Consider the following 21,642-nt stretch of genomic DNA (forward strand, 5'->3'; position numbering starts at 1 on the left):
TCGCACAGTATTCCTTGCTTTTACTGTCCGCCGAACAAATTTTTGAGCATTCCATCCAGTCCGCCCGTAGGCATGCTGGGCACTTGACCGCCGCCAGCCCCGCCGCCTCCGAAAAGTCCCTGCAAGCCACCCAGTCCACCGAGTCCGCCTGCGCCGCCTGGCATAGCCCCCTGCATTGCTTGCATGGGATCGGTATTCATGACGACGCCCTTGCCCACACTTCCGTACAGCACCAGTTTAGACAGGAAACGTTTGTTGGCGTCGTAACTAACCGTGGCGCATTGAACATAAAGTACTGTTGGACTCTGTTTCGTAAACCTGATTACGGATTCACCATAACCGGAATGAGGCACGTGGGTGCGTTTATCCCACTTCGTTTCTTCCGTGACTATCTGCTGTTCTAAAACGTTAGGCGCAAGCTGTCGCGTTTCGTTTTTAAGTACACGCTGGCGCAATTGGTTTCCGGACAGTCCTGTTTCGGCACCGCCTGTCTGCACGTCGCCAAACTCCAGAACGAGCGGCACATTCATGCCTGCCATCATCTGTTGCATCATGCCACCAAATGCGGCATTACCGCCACCACCGCCCATCATTCGACCGACCTGCTCTGCCTGATCCGTATCGCCGATTGGCACCATAAACAAGCACCGGGCTGGTTCAAGGCTGATGGCGCCGCGCGAACGATCGAACATAAAATTGACTTGACCGACATTACCTGGCTTCATCGCCTGAACGGTTCGTCTGGCTTCTTCAGGATCGATACGATAGTAATTCGGGTCTACTTGAACTTGTTGCAAAACCAGGCGACCACCCCAATTTCCTTCGTAATTAACCGGGAACGATTTGACTACGCCAGCTTGCAGAGGCGCAGTGGCAGTAGCTTTGCCCGCCAGCATCCCTCGTGGGTCCATCATCGGGGTTTGAGCTTTTAACGACGGAAAGGCTGCGCCAGCCGAGGCTGACAGCTGCTCGATGCGCCCATACAACATAGTTGGCTTACGCGAAGAAGCAGTCTCTGTCGGTCGGTCAGCCGGTCTCTCGGGCTGTTTTTCAGTTGTTCGTTCTGGAGCTGTACGTTCAGTGGACTTTTCAGGACGCGACTCACTCTGCTTGGGGCGTTCGGGCTCGAGGCGCGGAGAGACTTCGGCGTGCTCTAATTTCAATTTCTCTTCTCTGACCGGCGCTTCTGAACGCGCTGCGGGTACCTGAGGCACAGGAACAACGTTTTCTCGAACCGGCACAGGTGGCGACGAGTTGACTGGAGCCGGCGCTGCTACATCGCTTCTGGACCCTGACGGTTTTACCGAACCATCTTTGTTCATCCATGGGATGTTATCTGGATTGCCAGCCGATGGTGCTGCATCGCCGTTCATGATCTGTTTTTCCAGTGCCGACTCGGCGCTATCGGCAAAAGCATAAGTGCTGAATGAACCGGATAAAAGAAGTGAAACTGCCAGACCGATTGAAAGCTTTTTTTCCATGGAACTTCTTAGCGAGGGGTCTTTGTCTAGTTTATACCCTCATTCAGTAAAAAAGGACCTGAGGAACCCGCCTTTCAAGGCTGTAAACTATGACGGTTCGATCTGCGATTTCAAGAGTCGTTCCTGTTGCACCACATGCGGTGCTAAAATTTGAGATGATAAAAGTAATAATCGTCATGGGTGTAGCCGGTTCCGGCAAAACTACAATTGGGCAATCGCTCGCCCAGCGTTTGCAATGGAACTTTGCTGACGCTGACGATTATCATCCGCCCGCAAATGTCACCAAGATGAGCGCAGGGCAACCACTAACAGACGAAGACCGAAAACCGTGGTTGAGTGCTCTTTCTTCCATGATTCAAAACTGGATCGCTACTGGACAATCTACCGTGCTTGCCTGCTCCGCATTGAGGTCAAGCTATCGAAATATTCTTCAAACGGATAATAACTCGGTTGCGCTTATCTACCTGAAGGGCGATTTTGAATTGTTTAACAAACGATTATCAGGGCGATCCGGGCATTTTATGAAAGCGACGATGCTCACCAGTCAATTCCAAACCCTGGAAGAGCCAGAAGATGTCTGCACGGTGGATGCATCGAAAGATCCTGCCGAAATAGTCGATGAAATTTGCCGGCGCCTCGCTCTCAAATGATCAAGGGCGAGCAGTGACAGCCAGTGTCTCGTCGATCTGTTTAATCACGTCCTGCGACAATTCGATCGTCGCCGCATGAATATTATCTTCGATCTGCGAAGCCCTGGTGGCACCAATAATGACACTACTGACTTCAGGCAAACGCAGACACCAAGCCAGTGCCAGTTGGGCCATGGTGATCTTCAGTTCTGCAGCAATAGGCATGAGCTTCTGCACGAGTTCGAGTGTCTCTCGTGCCATCAGGCTCCTTCCCACCATGAACACGTTATTGCGATTGTCTGCGGCCCGACTGTCAGCAGGAAATGGCTGATCTGGTTTATATTTCCCTGTCAAAACACCCTGAGCCAGAGGAGAAAAAACAACCTGCCCCAGACCTAACTTCCTCGAAGTAGGAATCACTTCCTTTTCTATATCGCGAGCCAACATATTGTATTGCGGTTGATTCGAAACCGGCGGCATGGCATTTATTGAGAGCGCGGTTTGAACAGCCTCTTCAATTTGTTCTGCCCGCCACTCGCTTACTCCCCAGTACAATATTTTTCCCTGGCGAATCAGATCGTCCATGGCTCGAACGATCTCGTACATCGGCACATCTACATCGAAACGATGGCACTGGTAGAGGTCGACATAATCTTGCTGCAGACGTTTCAAACTTGCATGGCATTGCTCGAAAATGTGTTTGCGGGATAGTCCCTTATCGTTTGGTCCCTGTCCCATTGGAAAGTAGACCTTAGTGGCCAGCACAAGAGCATCCCGGTTGAGATTTTTGATTGCCTTGCCCACAGCAATCTCGCCAGCTCCATGCGCGTATACGTTAGCCGTGTCGAAGAAATTGATTCCTTTATCAAAGGCGAAGTGAATCTGCTTGGCCGCAGACTTCTCATCGACCGATCCCCCGTAGGTAAGCCAGCTACCTAAGCCAACCTCGCTTACCTTCACGCCCCACTTGCCTAACTTACGATATTCCATGCCGCGACCTCACCCTGCAAATTAAGACGGGTTCTCGACCCCTTTATTAAGAGGCAAAAAGAAGATCACGATGATACCAGGCAATGACGCAAAAAAACTGAAAAGGAAAAAGTCCCTGTAGCCCAGTATTGTTTGCAGATTTCCAGAAAAATAGCTGGGAATCAGTACACCCAGAGCCATCAACCCCGTCGCTGTAGCGTAGTGGGCTGCCTTGTACTCAGGCCGCACGGTTGAAAGGAGGAAAACTGTGTAAGCTGCAACTCCCAAACCATAGGAGAACTGTTCGTAAGCATTCAGAACTGCTACACCAATCAGTGGCGGTCTGTGAATGGCTAACTGCCAATACAGCAATATTGCTGAGTTTTGAATTATTGCTGTAGGAAACAGGCATCGTTTCAAACCGACTTTGGCTACAAGCCAACCACCAAAGATCCCACCGGCGAGCAGAGCGATGGTCCCGTAAGTGCCATAGATTGAGCCTACATCTGCAGTCGTCAGGCCAAGTCCACCCTTTTCAATCGGGTCAAGCAAGAATGGCGGGGCCATCTTGAGCATTAAGGCGTCACCCAGACGAAAAGTAAGGATATACAGGACTATAGGTACAATCCCCTTTTGCTCGAAAAACGTAACGAAGACCATCAGAAATTCAAGGAAATCGAGAGTCGGACGCTTTTGCTGCTCTGGTTTGGGCAGTCCTACCTTGTGAAAAAGCGCTAGCACCACAAGTAGTGCGCCACAAATGGCAAACGAGATACTCCAACCGGTAGCGACACCAAGTCCTTTCTGCGCCAACTCTCCAGCCAGCCATACAAGTCCGCCGGAACCAAGCAATATCGCCAATTTATAGAAGGTGTTTCTTACACCAACAAAATAGGACTGTTGATGACCATCCAGTACATCCATGTAAAAGCCGTCAATAGCGATGTCTTGAGTAGCGGAAGCAATAGCGATTAGAATCAGTACTCCCACCGATATTCGCAACGGATCAGGAATTTGAGCCACTCCCGCCAGCACAATAGCGAGCGCAGCCAGCACTGTTTGCGATACCAGAATCCATTGCCGTCGAGTGCTGTGCAAGTCTACGGTCGGCGCCCAGAAAGCTTTGACGACCCATGGTATCTGCAGCAGACTGGTAAAGTGGGCAATAAACTCATTGTCGGCATGCATATTCTTGAAGAATACGACCGACATCATATTGACGATTGTATAGGGCAGTCCTGATGCCAGATAAAGCGTAGGAATGAATATAGCCGGTTTCAAAAATATACTCGCAAAAGACAGCACAGAGCGGAATCGGCACAAAACCAGTAGTATAGTATGTGTTGCTTCTCTTACGGCAATTTATTTGTTGCTCGAATGGTGAGAAAAAAATATCTAGTTTCTGTGATCTTCGCTATGTCCTGCAGCGCGTTGCTAGCAGGTTTTGCCTCCGCGCAGGAACCGCACTCTAAAACGCCAATTTTAGACGCAGCGGCGAAATCGCAGGCGGTTGACACGGCACAGTCTTTCTATGATTTGCGCACAACTCCAGACTACTGCCAGAAGATATTGTCTAAAGTAGATCAGTTGATTTCGAAGAATCTGTACAGGTCCGAGCTGGCCAAAAAGGACTGGACCAGCGCCAGGACTGAGTGCAGCAAAAGCATTGCGACAGGCAAAACCATCATGGAACTGGACAAATCTTTGAATGAAGCGATCAAGAAGTTGCATTCCAGTCACTGTCAATTCGTGACGTCGAATGACGAAACTTTCTATTTCTTGAATGCGCTCTTCTCTCGTTTCGATCATAAGCTGAAACCGGTCAAAATGGATTTTACTGGTGTTATATATGGTGGCGGGGGACTACCATTCAACCAGGTCAGATACATTGTCGATGGCAGTCCGGGCGAGCAGTCAGGCTTCCTCGTGGGTGACAAAATAGTCACCGTATGTGGCGAACCGTTTGTCGGCCAGGCAAATTTTTTCAAAACGTCCGGAAAGAAACTCGCCGTCGTTGTCGAACGTGAGGGAAAAGGCGTCACCCTGAGCGTCACACCGCTGCTCAAAGATCCCTATTCCGCATATGTAGAGGGAATGGCTAAAAGTGTGCGCATCATTGAAACCCCTGTCGGCAAAGTCGGCTACGTCCATTTGTGGGCGGGCGGAGAGGAATCGCACGAAGCCTTTGAATCTTTGCTTTCGACCAAACTGTCTGAGACCGACGGCTTGCTGCTCGATTTGCGTGATGGCTATGGTGGCAATTCTTTAACCGATCTGGATTACTTTTATCGCGACCCAGCCGGATATCCCCTGTTTGTCTTGAAAGATAGAGCCGGGCACAAATCCGGAGTAAAAGAGTATTACAACAAACCAGTTGTAGCGCTGATCAACGGCGGCTCTCGAAGCGGCAAAGAATTGCTCGCCTACAGCCTTAAGGCAAGTGGACGAGCTCAGCTGGTTGGCGATCGCACGGCCGGCTATGTTCTCGCAGGTCGACTTTTCCCCATTGATGAACGCTGCGCACTTTATCTGGCCGTGGCGGATGGAGAACTTGATGGCAGAAGGTTGGAAGGCGTCGGCGTCAATCCCGACGTCTTAGTTGCCAACCCTGAATACAAAAGAGAGGTAGCTCAAGCGCAACTTGAGAAAGCAAAGGAGCTCCTTCTGCCGCTCTTAAAGAAACCGTTGCCGACTTCAGGTGGTTCCAAATAAGTGGCAATACCAAACTTCAAGACAGTGAATGAATGGTTGTATCGAGGCGGGCAGCCAGATAAAGATGGGTTCGCGCAGCTCAAAGACCTCGGTGTGAAAACAATCGTTTGTCTGCGCCGCAGCACAGAAATTAGATCGGTGCAGCGAAAAGAGGCTGAAGCAATGGGATTTGAGTACATCTCTATTCCATTGTCTTACTTCAACTTTCCCAGTGACGCAGAAGTTGAGAAGTTTTTCTCGATCGTGAATTCGCCAACGCGGCGTCCTGTTTTTGTTCATTGTAAGCACGGTTCAGACCGCACCGGAATGATGATCGCTTTCTATCGCATGACAAATGACGGCTGGTCAGTTGAAGAAGCATACGCAGAGATGGAGTCGTCAGGATTCCACAAGATGTTCGTCTATCACTATAAATTTGCTGTTTTCCGTTATGCCAGACGCCTTGCGCTAAAACAGAGTAATGGATCGTCTTGAAATCTTTTTGAAGAGAATTAAACGATTTCAGAAAACTTCTTTTTAAAAGGAGTAAAATTAGTAGTGTCGGTAAAGGCTCACTGGAGGCAGTTCTGCCTCTTGTTGACAGCCTGATCTTTGTGCGACCTGTTAAAAGAGGCTTACGATGACCCTTCTCGATGTTAATGATGTCAAAAAGCTGTATCAGTCATTTCCAGACAAGATAAAAGAGGCGCGACGTCGCTATAAGCGACCGTTGACGCTGACTGAAAAAATTCTGATTGCACACTTGGATCATTGGCCTGAAGGAACTGAAACACCAGTACGCGGCGACACCTACGCCTTTCTGCGACCAGACCGCGTCGCCATGCAAGACGCTACCGCGCAAATGGCTCTCCTGCAATTTATGCAAGCCAAACTGAAAAAAGTTGCGGTGCCATCGACTGTGCACTGCGATCACCTTATTCAAGCTCGAGTGGGCGCTGATAAAGACATGGCTCGCGCTCTTGACGATAACAAAGAAGTCTATGAATTCCTTCGCACAGCCAGCCAGAAACACGGTATCGGATTCTGGAAACCGGGTGCTGGAATTATTCACCAGGTGGTGCTTGAGAACTACGCTTGCCCCGGCACGATGATGGTGGGTACTGACTCACACACACCTAATGCCGGCGGACTGGGCATGCTCGCGATAGGCGTGGGCGGCGCCGATGCTGTCGACGTCATGGCAGGCGAGCCCTGGGGCGTTCGCTGGCCGAAGCTCATCGGCGTGCGTTTGACTGGCAAACTGAACGGTTGGACATCTCCCAAAGACGTAATTTTAAAGATTGCCGGCATCTTGACCGTCGCTGGCGGAACGGGCGCAATTGTCGAGTATTTCGGCTCAGGCACATCATCTATCAGTTGTACGGGTAAAGGCACCATAACCAACATGGGTGCAGAATTGGGAGCTACGACATCTGTATTCCCTTATGACGATCGCATGGCCAAGTACCTGAAAGCGACAGGACGCGAGGAGATAGCCAAACTCGCAGATCAATACAAAGAGTATCTGGTCGCTGACCCGGAAGTAGAGAAAGATCCAAAAGCTTTCTACGATCAAATTGTAGAGATCGATCTCGATACTCTTGAGCCATACGTAGTCGGACCTCACACACCAGATTTAGCGAGACCGGTTTCTGAACTTGCTAAAGAAGCGAAAGAGAAAGGCTACCCGGAAACGCTTACATACGCTTTGATCGGAAGCTGCACGAACTCCAGCTACGAAGACATGAGTCGTGCCGCACACATCGCCAAGCAAGCCGCCGATCACGGCGTCAAAGCCAACATCGGCTTCTTGATCTCACCTGGATCTGAGCAGATTCACCAGACGATCGGACGCGACGGCCAGTTAGAGAAGCTTGAAAACATCGGTGGCACCGTGCTTGCCAATGCTTGCGGACCTTGCATCGGACAGTGGAAACGTGATGACATCACCAATGGTGAAGCGAATTCCATCATCACTTCATTCAATCGTAACTTCCAGAAGCGAAATGACGGTAATCCACAGACTCTGGCTTTCATTGGCAGTCCGGAAATCGTGACAGCCTTTGCGCTGGCGGGATCACTTTCCTTCAACCCAATGAAAGACAAGCTGACGGCACCAGATGGCAGCCAATTCCAATTGGCACCACCCGAGGCACCAGAGCTGCCGGCGAAAGGTTTCATTTCGGCAGACTCCGGATATCTCGCACCAGCCGAAGATGGAGACAAGGTCGCTGTAGCAGTCTCACCTGATAGTGAACGTCTGCAGTTGCTCGAGCCATTCACCCCATGGGACGGCAAAGATTACATCGACTTGCCGGTTCTGCTCAAGGCTGACGGGAAGTGCACCACAGACCACATATCACCAGCTGGACCGTGGTTGCGTTATCGCGGTCACCTCGACAAGATCAGCGACAACATGTTTACGGGTGCCATTAACGCTTTCACCAAGCAACCAGGCACTGGTAAAGATCAGCTCGATGGTCAGACAAAGTCATATCCAGCAGTTGCCCGCGATTACAAAGCACACAACATGGGTTGGGTCGTCATTGGAGATCAAAACTACGGTGAAGGATCAAGCCGTGAGCACGCAGCTATGTCGCCCCGTTTCCTGGGCTGCAAGGCTGTTGTAGTTCGCAGCTTTGCCCGAATTCACGAAACCAATTTGAAAAAGCAAGGTATTTTGGCTTTCACGTTTATAAAGCCGGAAGACTACAACTTGATTCAGGAAGACGACAGAATTAGTTTCGTTGGTTTGAAGGATCTGAAACCTGAGCAACCAGTAGAAATGATCATCACCCACAACGACGGCACTAAGGTGACAACTCACGTGAAGCACACTCTGACACCTGAGCAGATTGAATGGTTCAAGTGCGGTTCCGCTCTGAATCTGATCAAGAAAAATCGAGAAGGCTAAACGCCAGATCAATACGTTCATTGAAGAAGGCGGTTTCAACCGCCTTCTTTGCGTTTCAAGCCGATTGTGTAGATTTCGATTTCACAACTGACTTTGATTTCAAAGCCGACTTATAAACTGGATTACAGTTTCCAAAAACAACGTTGGCGCTGTCGAGCAGATATCCGTATGTCCTGACTCGGGCAATGTCAACAGCTGTTTCGGTTCGGAAGCCTCTTTGTATAGCCGCTCCGCGTGCGAATACGGAACGACGCTGTCTTTCATACCGTGCACAATCAAAAGCGGTGGATGCTTCTTTTTCGCTAATGACAGAGTATCGAGCTGCTGCGAAGGAAATAAAAACGATGGAAACGCCCGCAGCCCAGGATAAGCTTCCTGGGCAATGGTCTTGAGCGAAGAAAACCCTGATTGCAAAATCACGCCGGCAACCGGCTTCACATCCGCCAGAAACATTGCAACACCCGTACCGAGCGACTCACCGTAGACGATCAGGTTCTCGGGCGCAATCCCCTCAATATTTACGAGAAAGTCATAGACAGCCAGACCGTTTTCGCAGATTCCATCGATGGTTGGTTTTCCTTCGCTCTTGCCAAAGCCCTCATAGTCGTAGATAAAAACCGATGCCCCTGTCCTGGCAAGAAGATTCAGAATTGAATTTCGAGAACTTAAGTTACCAGCGTTGCCGTGACTGAACATAATAGTCTTTGTCGCATTTGCCACCCGGAAGTACCAGCAATGAAGCTTTCTTCCCGATTTGAGATGCACATAGACCTCGTCCACTTCGGCGTTTTCTACCGACGGAGGCAGCTCAGTACCCGGCTCGAATGGATATGGATGAAATATCAACCAGCGATACAAGCGATAGTTGAAGCGAGGCGAGAGCACCGCATACAGTACCGCACTAGCAAGTAAATAAAGCAGAAGTGTGGCGTTCATGTCTCCAGCAGCTTTTGCAAAAGTGTGACATCAAGCCATCGATCAAACTTTCTGCCGACTTCACGCAAGACGCCTACGGTTTCAAAATCGAACTTCTTAAGCAAGGCTATGCTGGATTCATTTTCGCTGCAAACCAGCGAAACAACGCAGTGATAGCCATTTGAACGAGCCCGCCGAAGCAGATCTTCGGCAAGCAAGCTGCCGATACCACGTCCGACATATTGATGATGTATGTAAAAGGAAATCTCTACTGTCTGTCGATAAGCACAACGCTGATGGTAATAGGAAAAACTGGCCCAACCGACGACATGACCGTCATATTCGGCGACGACGATGGGCAGAGCGTTGTTCTGATGGCTGGCGAACCATTCTTTGCGTTCAGCTAACGATTCTTCGGCAGTGGCGAATGTAGCTGTTGAATTGCTGACGAAATAATTGTAGATGTCACGAATAACAGGAATGTCCTGCTCTAAGGCCGGTCGGATCACTGCGACGATGGAGTTTGCGTCCGGCTCGTTTTTGTTAGTCTGAATTGTCATCCTTATAGTTTAGCGCCCGATCCCTGCTTGAGACAGAAGTCAAAAGCTGGCATCGGACGCTGCACTAATGATCGATTTTGAAAGACTGTTCCAGAGCCAGGCAAAATCACATCAATAAATTAGAAGAGCTCAGTCTGAAATTTGCAAAGCGAATCAACCTTAGTCGAGTGACTATCAGGCAACCCGTTGCTGTTTCAATTTCAACTCTTTAGCGAGGTCTTCCTGACCAAGAATGTACCCGCGGCGAGCCTGGTCGTCGGCATATACGGCAATGGCATTGACGATTTCCATAACCAGGCTGTTAGGTGCGAATTCTGTCAATTGCATGAGCAGTTGTTCGGCACGATTCCATTCATCAGTCTGCAAAGGCAATGATTCATCAAGGCGCTGGATGACTGACAAGTCCATGCTTACCTTCGGTTTGGCTACCTTTGTCACTGTTTGGCGTTTCATTTCTAGATTGTCTCCGTCTATTTGTTGCGGTGTCGTCGAGACCAACACTGAGTTCTTCTACTGATTGGAGTTCGATCTTTAGGAGGAGGGTTTACAAGAAGTCGGCTTATTTTTTGAAACAAACCGCTTCAAATTCCTTCTGCATAAGTTGACGTCTGAGGTCTCGCCCTGTTCCTTGTCTTGACTACCGTTTTATCGATCACATTGTTGATTTCTAATCTGCCACCACGGGTGGTTTTTGAGCTACTTACAACCGGTTCGCCAAGGAAAATCTTTTTGCAACTATTTGCCGTATCGAAGTGATCTACAGCCTTAACGAACAAATCACCCTGGAGCAAAATGTGCAAAATTTGACGCCAGGTGCTTCGTTAAGCACCCGATAAGAAGCCGGAATTTGATTAAAAACCCCCGTCTGGAGTTGTTATAATTTGCACTGCCCGAAAGTGGAGTCCCTTGGTCACTTTCACAACACTGCAAGTCATCGATTGCTCGTTGCGACAAGATTTTTTGGGACACCACACAACTTTCACGGTTGTTGTCCTAATACCAAGGGTTCATAAGTAATGACAGAATCTACAAAGACCGAGTCTTCGAGCGCTGCAACAGGCAGCAAAACGAAGGCTCACACTGGCTTAACGACGCGAAAAGACAATTGGTGGGTCGAACCGGCGCTGGTCGCTCTCGGTTTCACCATATTTATCGTATATGCGACGTTTCGCGCTTTCGAAAACGCCCACTACGAAGTTGGCGCATATCTTTCGCCTTTCTACTCACCGAAACTTGCATTCGATTGGTGGAAATTCTCTCCGGCAATTCTAATCTTGTGGATTCCAGCCGGTTTCCGGGCGACTTGCTACTACTATCGTAAAGCCTACTACCGAGCTTATTTCTGGGATCCACCGGGTTGCTCGATCGGACACATGGGCGGACACAACTACACGGGCGAAACAAAGTTTCCTTTTGTCTTCCAAAATGCTCATAGATACTTCTTCTATCTGGCGACGATCGTTTTGATCTTCCTCTGGTACGACGTGTATCTCGCATTCTTCCAACCGACCGGCTTTGTCGTAAGCGGCATCAATCTTTTCATGCTACTCAACGTCACACTGCTGTCGGGCTATTCAGGCGGGTGCCACGCTTGCCGACATCTCGTAGGTGGTCGACTCGACTGCTTTTCGAAGTGTGAGTCAACCAAGCAACAATTCAAACTCTGGCACATCGTCACCAAGCTAAACGAGCACCACATGTTCTGGGCATGGATGAGCTTATTCTCGGTCGGTTTGACCGACTTGCTGATCCGCTCCTACTCACTGGGCATCGTTCAAGAAATGAGGTTGTTCTAGTATGGCTGATTACGAAATACACGAACATGACGTACTCGTCATCGGTGCAGGCGGAGCTGGTTTAAGAGCAGCAATCGAAGCATCTTCGATGGGCGTCTCAGTCGGTCTGGTCTGCAAATCGCTGCTTGGTAAGGCTCACACAGTTATGGCAGAGGGCGGCGTGGCAGCAGCACTGGCCAACGTCGACCCGAAAGATGGTTGGGAAACCCACTTCCAGGACACCATGAAGGGCGGCAAGATGCTCAACAACTGGCGCATGGCACAATTGCATGCACAGGAAGCACCTGAGCGTGTAAAAGAGCTGGAGCGTTGGGGCGCTGTCTTCGACAGAACCAAGAACGGCAAGATTCTGCAACGCGCTTTCGGTGGACACACCTATAAACGTCTCTGCCACGTAGGCGACAGAACCGGTCTTGAGATGATTCGCACTCTGCAAGATCGCGGCGTTCACCAGGGCATCAAAGTTTATATGGAATGCTGTGTCAGTCGTCTCCTCAAAGATGGCGACAAGATTGCAGGCGCTTTCGGCTACTACAGAGAAGACGGACGCTTCGTGCTTTTCAAAGCCAAAGCGATCGTTCTGGCAACAGGTGGTGTTGGAAAGTCATTCACAGTCACATCCAACTCCTGGGAATACACAGGCGATGGACACGCTCTGGCATATGACGCCGGCGCTGATCTCATCGACATGGAATTCGTTCAATTCCACCCCACAGGCATGGTCTGGCCACCTGGCGTGCGTGGCATCCTCGTAACTGAAGGGGTTCGCGGTGAAGGCGGCATTCTACGCAACAAAGACGGCGAGCGTTTCATGTACAAGTATCTGCCTGAATCGACAAAGAAAGATTTCGCAGAAACCGACGAAGAAGCAAAACGCTGGGTTGACGCAGCTCTCGCTGGTCAACAAACCGATGCTCGCAGACCTCCTGAGCTTTCTACGCGTGACAACGTGGCTCGCGCTATTTATCAAGAAGTGAAGGCAGGACGAGGCTCCCCTCACGGTGGTGTCTTCCTGGATATCAGCTATCAGGACCCGGAACGCGTCAAGAAAAAATTGCCGTCCATGTATCACCAGTTCAAAGACCTGGCAGATGTCGATATTACGGCGGGTCCGATGGAAGTTGGACCGACCATGCACTACATCATGGGCGGTGTCAGAGTCGACGCCGAAACAGCTCAAACTCGAGTTCCCGGTCTCTTTGCCGCTGGCGAATGCAGTGGTGGCATGCACGGTGCCAACCGCCTGGGCGGAAATTCACTCTCAGACTTGATCGTGTTCGGAAAGCGCGCCGGAGCCGGTGCCGCTGAATACGCTAAAAAGTTGGAAGGCAAACCGACCGTTTCAGACGACGCTGTCAAAGCAGCGCAAGAAGAGATGGAAGCGCCACTCAGTCGTCCGGACGGTAAAAATCCTTACGACATAGCCAAACAGCTAAATCAGATCATGAGCACTCACGTCGGTATTTACCGCGAAGAGAAAGAGCTCGAAGCCGGCATCGCCAAACTGGAAGAACTGAAAGAGCAAGTCAAACATGTAGGAGTGAAAGGCAATCGCGCCTACAATCCTGGTTGGCACCTCTGCCGCGATCTGAGGAACATGATTATCTGTTCCGAAGCAATCGCCCGCAGCGCTCTTTCCAGAAAGGAAAGTCGCGGTGCACACAGCCGCCTGGACTACGAAAACACTGATGACGAAGTCTGGGGTCATGTCAATTCAGCCATCTCCAGAGATGGCGACAAGATGAAGCTTGAACTAACTCCTAAACCGGAGATGCCAGCCGAGCTGAAAGCCTTGTTTCAGAAAAAGGAGCCTGTAAATGCGTGAAGCACTTTTGAAAGTATTTCGCGGTGAGAAAGACAACGGCGAATACGTGACGTACAAAGTGCCGATTGAAGAAGGCATGGTTGTGCTGGATGCGATTCACTACATTCAAGCGATGTACGATCCGAACCTGGCAGTGCGCTGGAACTGCAAAGCAGCCAAATGCGGTTCATGCAGCGCTGAGGTGAACGGTCGCCCGAGCTTAATGTGCAAATCCCGAATGGACAAATTTGTTGACGGCGAAGAAATTACCGTTCAACCAATCAAGTCTTTTCCTCATGTCAAAGATCTCGTTTCGGACGTTTCCTGGAATTACAGAGCAAACGAAAAGATTCCAGCCTTCACGCCTGCGCCTGACGCTGATTGGACTTTCTACCAGGAAGACATCGATCGCGTTCAGGAATTCCGCAAGTGCATCGAATGCTTCCTCTGTCAGGACGTCTGTCACGTAATTCGCGACCATGACCGCAAAGACTTTCTGGGACCTCGTTTCATGGTCAGAAGCGCAGGTCTGGATATGCACCCGCTGGATACTGTCGAGCGGGCTAAATTCCTCAAGGAAGAAGGTGGCATCGGACTTTGCAACATCACAAAATGCTGCACCGAAGTTTGCCCGGAATCGATTCACATCACCGACAACGCCATCATTCCTTTGAAGGAACGAGTTGTCGACGAGTTTTACGACCCGATCGCAAAATTCCTGAAGTCGGTTTTTGGCAATAAGAAATAAGGTCGCGTCCAATAGTTCTGCGCTGTCGCGCAAAAAGACAACGCTAAGAGGCGCATAAAGGAGATCGATAAGACACCATCGTCATTCAGAGAACTGACCAGTTTTCTTGACGATCAATAGAGGAGATTCCAATAGACAGTGAGTGATACGACCGCGCGTAATCCTCAGTCTATGTGGGCCCCTCTGACGGTGCCTGTTTTTCGTGCGCTCTGGCTCGCGTCGACCTTTTCCAACATCGGCACTTTTATGCAGGATGTTGGTGCTGCCTGGTTGATGACATCTTTGACGATATCACCGGTGATGGTATCGCTGATGCAGACAGCTACTTATCTGCCTTTTTTCATGCTCTCTTTGCCGGCTGGAGCCCTGGCTGATTTAGTAGACAGACGCAGACTCTTGATTGTTGGTCAGAGCTGGATGCTAGTAGCGGCATTCGGTCTTGCTTGCCTGACGTTTTTCCATATAGTCGGACCCTGGTGGCTTCTCACTTTCACTTTTATGCTTGGTATCGGCAATGCCATCAGCGCACCGGCATGGAATGCTTCGACACCAGAGCTGGTGCCACGCGATAAGTTGGAGCCCGCGATTGCACTGGGCGGGTTGAGCTATAACACCTCAAGAGGCGTCGGCTCAGCCCTTGGCGGATTGATTGTTGCCGCTGCCGGACCGGCGGCAGTCTTTTTTCTCAACGCCCTTTCATTTCTGGCCGTAATTTACGTTGTCGCTCAATGGCAGCACAAGCCAAACGAGCAGGGTGAAAGAATTTTTGGTGCGATGAGAGCGGGTGTGCGATATGTCAGACACTCACCGGCACTTGTTTCGGTCATGATCAGAAGCGGTGTATTCGCCGGCACCTCAGCTTCGATGTGGGCACTCCTGCCGCTTATTGGGCGTGAGCAGATCCGCTGTGACTCAATCACATATGGACTGCTTCTCAGCGTCTTCGGCGTTGGCTGTATCGTCGGAGCATTCTCTTTGCCGATTATGCGTCGACGCTTGTCGCTCGACCACCTGAATTTAGTGGGCAATCTGCTCTTTGCCATATCGCTCGTCATACTGGCCTTCTCCCATCATTTTCTCGTAGCTTGCTGCGCGATGTTAGACGCAGGCGCCGCCTGGATCATCGTCAACTCGAGCATGAATGCCGCCGCGCAAATGGCGACTCCATCATGGGTGCGTGCCCGCGCCATGTCTGTTTATATTCTTGTATTTCAAGGCAGCGTCGCTGTCGGCAGTCTGCTCTGGGGACAGATCGCATGCTTTGAAGGCGGCTTGCCGCTGGCCCTTGGTATTTCGGCGATCTGTATGTGTGTCAACTTCACGCTCGCCATGCGATTCAAATTGTCGATGGTAGAGGGAATGGACACATCAATGTCATCTCACTGGCGAGATCCAAACATTGTTCACGAACCTGATCCAGATAACGGACCTGTACTGGTGACAGTGGAATATGTCATCGACCCCGCCAGAGCCAAAGAGTTCACCGAAGCAGCAAACATTCTTGGTCGTGTTCGCAGACGAGATGGAGCCTATCAGTGGCATCTATTCTTCGATCTGGCACGACCCGAGCGTTGCTTTGAAACTTTTATGATCGAATCATGGGGCGAACACGTCAGACAACACGAACGTGTGATGATTTCAGACAAAGTCGTAGAAGATAAAGTCAACTCCTTTCACATCGGTGAGAGACCGCCGATCGTGCATCATTTGCTCTCCGCAAATTCAGCAGAACCAATCGCAATTCCTGCTCAAAATCCGCTCAGACACTGAGAATTGGTCTTCAAGAATAATCTATGTTTTGGTCCTTGATTTATAACTATCTCCGCAAGCACGGCTTTGCTGCGGAAAGCGAACTCGCCAGGTGTTCGGAACCAGAAAATCCGGATCAGAGCATTTTGTTTATCGGCAACAGTTTCACCTATTACGGTGCGATGCCCTGCACATTTTACAAGTTGGCTAAAGAAAGGCTTCCGGGTCGAGAACTGCGTGTGTTTTTTCAAGGCGGTGCGGGTTTGATGCTATGGCAGCACGGAGGCAGCAAGAATACCCAGACCACGCTATTGAATAGCGGTAAGTGGGATGTCGTTGTTTTGCAGGAACAGAGTGAAATGGCGCTCAGCCCAAGATCACTCAAGAGAATGCGGGAAGGGTGCCGCTGGTTCGCAAAAGCGATACGTCGACTGGGTGGCAAACCTGCGTTGCTTATGACGTGGTGTGATCTGGACAGACCAGAAGATCAAGTTGCAATCAGCAAAGCCTACCGTGCACTGGCGCAAGAGCTTGATGCCATCTTAATTCCAGCCGGTGAACTATTTCTCGAGGTGACAAAGAAGGATACTTCAGTTGTACTTTACGATGAGGACAAACATCACCCCAGCAGTCATGGTTCATATCTAGTGGCATGCCTGACCGAAGCAATCTTGCTTCTGTCGAAGGATGAATTGCGTGAACTAGTCAAACAATACAGAGAACCTTCAGTCACTATCCCTCAAGTCAAAAACTCTGCAAATCGCGATCAGGGCGACCAGTGCGCTAGTTTTGATCCTGTAGAAGAAAAATTGGCACAATATGCCGCCGAATTTGCTCTCCGGTTTAAATCAGAACAAGGCGACCATGGGAATTTCCCCACTGACAACCCTGGGGCGTAGCGCCTATACTCGGGGCCCCTCCAGCAAACGTCCACCGTTCCATGCCCCCTACCGACAAGCCAGACACTAAACCCAATGACCGGGGGCTCCTCGACGGCGCCACTGACTTTGCTCAGGCTGCCGCTCACACCTTCATTCAGACGCCAATCGATGGCATAACGCAGCTCTACAACAAAACAACCAACCACAACCTGAAGCCCGTCGAAATCATTTCAGCGCCGAAAGAAAACAACAACTGGACTCTGGCTGGCGATACGGTAGCTACTGTCGGACAATTCGTGCTTGCTTCGAAGGGGCTTCGCGCCGGTTGCAGCAACCTTGGTCTGGTCAATCCTAACGCCCCGACGAAGCTCTGGGAGACCGTGGCAAGTGGCACTGCGGTGGACTTTCTGCACCCGGTAGACCCGAACGAAAAAAACTTCGCCTGGTCGAAAACCCGCAGTGCTTTGATATCAGCCGGCACCTTTGCCGCAATGGGAAAGACGTCCGAGCTGTTTGCAGATGCCGATCTGGTCCGCAGAGCAGGTCGTCGCGGCATCGCTGAGAGTATTTCATTGCATGCTTTTTCCGGAGCAGTGGGTGGAGCTACGAACGCCGAGCTGGAAGCCCTTACTCACGGCAAAGCCGCTCCAGACCTGGACACATTCCTCAATCGCACCAAGCAATATGCAGCGTTCGGGGCGGTATTCGGAATAGCGGACGCAACTATTAATCGAGCCCACGTCAGGCTCGCAAAAGCGGATAACGAACTTGGCAGAACCAATGCTCAAACATCCGAGGATTTCATACGCAATCACGTCAACGAAAGCACACCAATGCGCTCTCCGATGCTCACCTGGTTGGCCGAGAACCGTCCCGAATTGCGTCCTCCCAATTACGAGGCGTATAAAGCCGATATAGTGACTAAAGCCACACTTGACCGACCTCACCTCGGCTTAATCGACTGGCCGGTAGAGCAACGCCCTCAGGTTCTGGCTGAAGTGCGCAAAATCGCTTCCAGAACGCAGCTCTCCAGCGACGCGAATATTGACGCATTCATAAGCCGCCTTGATGTACCGGAATTCAAAGACTATGCATCGGCCCCCAGAGTAGAAGCCCGCAGTCAAGCCTATTCTGCATGGTCGTCAGCGTCCGAACGGCTGCAGAAATTCATCGCTGCCGACCCTGCGCTCAATGAAATGTCTATAGCTAAAATCGTCACCTCTCCTGAAGTGCAGAAGGCCCATCCAAAGCTCGGTCCACTGATCGAAGAAGTAAGCACAGCCGAGAAAGCTTATGGAGATATGGTTCGCGACCATCTCGCTCAAACGAATATTGAAGCGGCGCTCGGAAAGACTGTAAATTCCATTGCAGACGATGCAGGACTGCCGCAAATCAACCGTGTCAGAGTGCTCAGAAACGACTCGGCAGACGGCACGTACAGCAGCGATGGGCGCATTCTTAGCGTGAACGACCGAATCCTGCGCACGGGGCTCTCTCCAGAGGCTGCAGAGACGACTGTTCACGAATTCGTTCATCACGACTACAGGCTTGGTTTCCTGCAGAAGCTGTTTGGACGCGCACCTGAGAAAAGCGGCAATCCAGTTGGAGCTCAAATTCGCATCGACGCAGAACTGCATAAGCTCAATGAACCTGGAGCGACGCTGGATCTGCTGCAACGATTGGGCGACGAGACTTCGATGACAAGTCGCATGCTCAGCCCGTTGCCAAAGAATATCGCCTATTATGCGGAAGAAGCCAGAGCCGGTCGCATCAATACAGCCACATGGCACGAAACTGAGATTAATACTGAATTGAGCGACCTGCTCGTTTCACGGCTGATCAATGCTCGTAAGGTGGCGTGGCGAACACACACGAGCTATGTAGGAACTCCTATTGAACTACCGGCCTGGTCTACGGGCTTCTTGACTAACATTCGCTCAAGAGCTTTAGGATTGCATCAAACCGAAATGGCACCGCATACAGTACCAATCTCGATTGCCGAACTCCTCAAGAACGCATCAAAATAGTAACCGGTTAACAAACGTGCATTGGTGGAACATTTATCACCGGCAACCGGGATTCAGGCAAGCTTAGTATCGAGACAGCAGCTAAACCAGGCCAGGGAAATGGACAAAGAAAAATTGGAGTCCGAATTACGGCAGAAGCTAGTCGTAGACGAACAGATAGGCTCCGACTCCGATGATATCACCGACGGCACAGTAGGCTCGGGGAAAGGGCCACTTGTCGAACCCCAGATAGATCGCAACACGATCCCAGAATCTCCACCCAGACAGACAGGGATATTCGGAAATAAGCGAGAACCGGCTCTCATCAAAGTAAAGAACCTGAAGAGCCGCAAACCAAATAAAGACGCTAATCTGACGCCTCAGGCAAGAATGACTCGCAAAGCCTATCGCTGGCTCGCATTGTTAACAGCGTGCATCGCAATCATTATTGTTCCTATCGCCTATGCCGCCTTTTCAGTGCTCTCGCAGCTGAATCCCAACTCGCTCGGCGTCCAATTTTTCAAAGAAGATTGGCCTACAGAGAAAACAAAAATGCGCCATGAAATAAGTGGCACCACAGACCTCAGTAGAAATCTGCCAACACTTCTCTCGAATTTCGGTGAAGCACTGATTCTGCACAAAGAGTATGAAGAAGCACTTGCAGTTTTCAAGCATTGCCAGAGAGTAACAGCGGGGAAATCAAATTGGTTCGTCTATACGCAACTCCAGATTGCCACCTGCGAACACTTTTTGCACCAGAAGGATTCATCCGTCAAGCTTGATTTCAACAAGACCATCGAAGCTATGAAGATGGGCAAAACAATGAAATCTGAGCAGTGGCGCACAGCAGCGCTGGCGGCAATTCTCGGAAACATGTATGCCGACATCAAAGACTACACCACAGCCGAGTCCTACTTTAATGAAGCAGATGACCTTTTCGGTCAGCAGAGCGCATTCTACTGGCAAAATGAGGTTCGACAGGACGCCTGGAAAACCTGGATGACCAATATGTCCACGCGTGTGTCCAGGATAAAAACGGTGCCAGGTTCGACTCTCACTATTTCAAAGGGCGAGACGAAGAATATCGGGCAACAAGCTACCGCACTTTTGAACGCACAGAAGTATCAGGAATTGGAAGATCTTATTGAAAAGTATTCCAAAACCAGAGTGCAAAAGCGTTCCGGTCACGAAGCCATCGACAGCATTTTTGAGGCTCTCTCAAATCCGAGTGACCAGCAGCAATTTAGTTGGAATGAGCGCCTCCGGCAACTGGAACTCTGGGTCACTCAGAAACCAAAATCTGCCACACCGCATGTGGTGCTAGCCAATTTTTACATCAAATATGCCTGGAACGCCAGGGGAACAGGTTGGGCAAACAGTGTTTCCGACAGCCAGTGGAATATGTACAGAGAACGTCTCTACAAATCCACCAGGCAATTGCAAATGGCTCTGGCGCTGGGTCCTCCCAGTCCATCATGGTTTAGCGTGGCGCAGGTAAACATTCTTGGTGCAGGCGACGATGAGGATAAGAAGCTATACGAGGCACTCAGCGGTTCCGGAAATAGGCTCTATCCAGATTATGTTCCGATCTACCTGAATGCAGTTCATTACTTGCAACCTCGCTGGCATGGAGAGGGGCAAGAGTGGGTCGATTATGCTAACAAAGCAGCAGATGCCGTGGGTGGCGATGAAGGCGATAAGCTATATGCACGTATGGTGGCAAATGTAGACAAGTTCTTTACAGACATCTACAAGGAAGCGCCCAAATTGTCCAGGAAACGCGTTGAGCGAGGCAAGAAACTTCTCGATCAGCAGTTTCGAACCGACCCATTAGGCGCCAAAAACTCTAGTTGATTCAGACGCGGTGACCAGAACCTAATTGAACGCAGTGCCACTATGATGCACTGAACCTGACTACTTGGACGCAGTGCCTACTCAGACGGAGCAGTTTGAGCCGATGTATCAGCTGGTCCGAGATTATATGTCCAGGTGGCGTGCGATTTCGAATCGTTCATGACCAGGGTCGTCACCTGGGCCTTTTCCATGTAAGGCTTGATTGGATCAATAATCGATTTGTGCTGCTTCGGATCTTTCAACTCAGTATCGACTGTCAGCTCCACAGGCTTTTGAACTTCCTTAGTGGCTGGTTCGCCACCAGCTTTGTATTCAAATTTGCCCTTAGCACCCACAGCCGTCAAACCTTGATTGAGACCGTTCTCAATGGCATTGCGCGCATCAAGATAAGTGAGCTTATCCATTGGGTCTTCTTGCACTGGACCACGATGAAAAACCTGTCCGATCCAACTGTTTTGAGCACAAACAAAGACAACGACGATCAGACCGACAAAGACGACAATAAACGGCAGCGGGTTTACACCCGGCGGCTTGGGCAGATTCGATCGACGAAACTCAGGCTTGACGTATTGTTTGGTGCCGCACGAGGGACAGACCTCTTCGTGGCCATGCAAAGGCACCTGACATGTCGGGCAATCGTGCATA

At 50.4% G+C, this 21,642-nt stretch carries 18 protein-coding genes; 11 read left to right on the plus strand and 7 right to left on the minus strand.

Going from position 1 to position 21,642, the window contains the following annotated elements; genetic code table 11:
* Positions 1-20 precede the first annotated feature (20 nt).
* Positions 21-1,481 (minus strand): hypothetical protein, encoded by a 1,461-nt coding sequence (locus EKK48_21160; protein RTL38421.1) that lies wholly within the window; start codon positions 1,479-1,481, stop codon positions 21-23.
* 176 nt (positions 1,482-1,657) lie between these two features.
* On the opposite strand from EKK48_21160, the gene EKK48_21165 reads away from it, so the two are divergent.
* Positions 1,658-2,131 carry a gluconokinase gene (locus EKK48_21165; GenBank protein RTL38557.1) on the plus strand — a complete coding sequence of 158 codons (474 nt, stop codon included), beginning with the start codon at positions 1,658-1,660 and terminating at the stop codon, positions 2,129-2,131.
* On the opposite strand, the gene EKK48_21170 is transcribed toward EKK48_21165, so the two are convergent.
* Complete coding sequence (locus tag EKK48_21170; GenBank protein RTL38422.1) at positions 2,132-3,100, minus strand: aldo/keto reductase; 969 nt, start codon at positions 3,098-3,100, stop codon at positions 2,132-2,134. It abuts the gene before it with no gap.
* A 21-nt stretch (positions 3,101-3,121) separates the two neighbouring features.
* The gene (locus EKK48_21175) at positions 3,122-4,294 is read right to left on the minus strand and encodes an MFS transporter (GenBank protein RTL38558.1); all 1,173 of its coding nucleotides are present in this window, start codon (positions 4,292-4,294) and stop codon (positions 3,122-3,124) included.
* 123 nt (positions 4,295-4,417) lie between these two features.
* On the opposite strand from EKK48_21175, the gene EKK48_21180 reads away from it, so the two are divergent.
* The 3 genes from EKK48_21180 to EKK48_21190 all read left to right on the plus strand — a co-directional run bounded on the left by EKK48_21180 (position 4,418) and on the right by EKK48_21190 (position 8,684).
* The gene (locus tag EKK48_21180) at positions 4,418-5,791 is read left to right on the plus strand and encodes a hypothetical protein (GenBank protein ID RTL38423.1); all 1,374 of its coding nucleotides are present in this window, start codon (positions 4,418-4,420) and stop codon (positions 5,789-5,791) included.
* A complete protein-coding gene (locus EKK48_21185) occupies positions 5,792-6,265 on the plus strand; it encodes a hypothetical protein (protein RTL38424.1) in 474 nt (157 codons plus the stop codon).
* 145 nt (positions 6,266-6,410) lie between these two features.
* The gene (locus EKK48_21190) at positions 6,411-8,684 is read left to right on the plus strand and encodes an aconitate hydratase (GenBank protein ID RTL38425.1); all 2,274 of its coding nucleotides are present in this window, start codon (positions 6,411-6,413) and stop codon (positions 8,682-8,684) included.
* Positions 8,685-8,783: 99 nt separating this feature from the next.
* Here the strand turns inward: EKK48_21190 and EKK48_21195 are convergent, their stop codons facing one another.
* The 3 genes from EKK48_21195 to EKK48_21205 all read right to left on the minus strand — a co-directional run bounded on the left by EKK48_21195 (position 8,784) and on the right by EKK48_21205 (position 10,612).
* Positions 8,784-9,620, minus strand: a complete 837-nt coding sequence (locus EKK48_21195; protein RTL38426.1) for an alpha/beta hydrolase — start codon at positions 9,618-9,620, stop codon at positions 8,784-8,786.
* Positions 9,617-10,159 carry an N-acetyltransferase family protein gene (locus EKK48_21200; GenBank protein RTL38427.1) on the minus strand — a complete coding sequence of 181 codons (543 nt, stop codon included), beginning with the start codon at positions 10,157-10,159 and terminating at the stop codon, positions 9,617-9,619. Before EKK48_21200 ends, EKK48_21195 begins: the two co-directional genes overlap by 4 nt.
* A 174-nt stretch (positions 10,160-10,333) precedes the next feature.
* Positions 10,334-10,612 (minus strand): hypothetical protein, encoded by a 279-nt coding sequence (locus EKK48_21205; protein RTL38428.1) that lies wholly within the window; start codon positions 10,610-10,612, stop codon positions 10,334-10,336.
* A gap of 671 nt (positions 10,613-11,283) precedes the next feature.
* Here EKK48_21205 and EKK48_21210 point away from each other — a divergent pair.
* The 7 genes from EKK48_21210 to EKK48_21240 all read left to right on the plus strand — a co-directional run bounded on the left by EKK48_21210 (position 11,284) and on the right by EKK48_21240 (position 20,997).
* Positions 11,284-11,955: a succinate dehydrogenase gene (locus tag EKK48_21210; GenBank protein RTL38559.1), complete on the plus strand. Its 672-nt coding sequence runs from the start codon at positions 11,284-11,286 to the stop codon at positions 11,953-11,955.
* Between the two features lies 1 nt (position 11,956).
* Positions 11,957-13,780, plus strand: a complete 1,824-nt coding sequence (locus tag EKK48_21215) for a fumarate reductase/succinate dehydrogenase flavoprotein subunit (protein RTL38429.1) — start codon at positions 11,957-11,959, stop codon at positions 13,778-13,780.
* Entirely contained in the window at positions 13,773-14,507 is a 735-nt protein-coding gene (locus EKK48_21220) for a succinate dehydrogenase/fumarate reductase iron-sulfur subunit (protein RTL38430.1), read from the plus strand. The genes EKK48_21215 and EKK48_21220 overlap by 8 nt, the downstream gene beginning before the upstream one ends.
* A 171-nt stretch (positions 14,508-14,678) precedes the next feature.
* Positions 14,679-16,277: an MFS transporter gene (locus EKK48_21225; GenBank protein ID RTL38560.1), complete on the plus strand. Its 1,599-nt coding sequence runs from the start codon at positions 14,679-14,681 to the stop codon at positions 16,275-16,277.
* 23 nt (positions 16,278-16,300) lie between these two features.
* Positions 16,301-17,155: a hypothetical protein gene (locus EKK48_21230; GenBank protein RTL38431.1), complete on the plus strand. Its 855-nt coding sequence runs from the start codon at positions 16,301-16,303 to the stop codon at positions 17,153-17,155.
* A gap of 41 nt (positions 17,156-17,196) precedes the next feature.
* A complete protein-coding gene (locus EKK48_21235; protein ID RTL38432.1) occupies positions 17,197-19,164 on the plus strand; it encodes a hypothetical protein in 1,968 nt (655 codons plus the stop codon).
* A 99-nt stretch (positions 19,165-19,263) separates the two neighbouring features.
* The gene (locus tag EKK48_21240) at positions 19,264-20,997 is read left to right on the plus strand and encodes a DUF4034 domain-containing protein (protein ID RTL38433.1); all 1,734 of its coding nucleotides are present in this window, start codon (positions 19,264-19,266) and stop codon (positions 20,995-20,997) included.
* 77 nt (positions 20,998-21,074) lie between these two features.
* Here EKK48_21240 and EKK48_21245 read toward each other — a convergent pair whose 3' ends face one another.
* On the minus strand, positions 21,075-21,641 hold the full coding sequence (locus tag EKK48_21245) for a hypothetical protein (GenBank protein ID RTL38434.1): 567 nt from the start codon (positions 21,639-21,641) through the stop codon (positions 21,075-21,077).
* Position 21,642 lies beyond the last annotated feature (1 nt).

Source organism: Candidatus Melainabacteria bacterium, assembly GCA_003963305.1.
Classification (GTDB): Bacteria; Cyanobacteriota; Vampirovibrionia; order Obscuribacterales; family Obscuribacteraceae; genus PALSA-1081.